We start from the raw sequence: 321 nt of genomic DNA, 5'->3' as shown, positions 1-321 counted from the left end.
CCGGTCAGCTTCATGCAGCATTTCATCGTCTTTGCGCTGGCCTGCTTCGTCGGCTTCCAGGTGATCTGGGGCGTGGCCCACTCGCTGCACACACCGCTGATGGCGGTCACCAACGCGATCTCCTCGATCATCATCCTGGGCGCGCTGATGCAGATCGGCTCCGGCAGCTGGCTGGTGATCCTCTTGGCCGCGCTTTCGGTCTTCATGGCCGGGATCAACATCTTCGGCGGCTTCCTCGTCACCCGGCGCATGCTCGCCATGTTCCAGAAATCTTAAGGAGGCCGGGCACATGGATTACGGTTTCACCACCGCCGCCTATGT

1 protein-coding gene is annotated in these 321 nt (G+C 61.4%); it reads left to right on the top strand.

The window, feature by feature from the left end; all coding sequences use genetic code 11:
• On the top strand, window positions 1-276 hold a 276-nt coding region (locus RA25_RS21940; protein WP_193748001.1), incomplete at its 5' end, for a proton-translocating transhydrogenase family protein.
• Window positions 277-321: the final 45 nt, after the last annotated feature.

The sequence above is a fragment of the Leisingera sp. ANG-S5 genome, assembly GCF_000813925.1.
GTDB lineage: Bacteria > Pseudomonadota > Alphaproteobacteria > Rhodobacterales > Rhodobacteraceae > Leisingera.
This window is presented reverse-complemented; position numbering and strand designations above follow the sequence as displayed.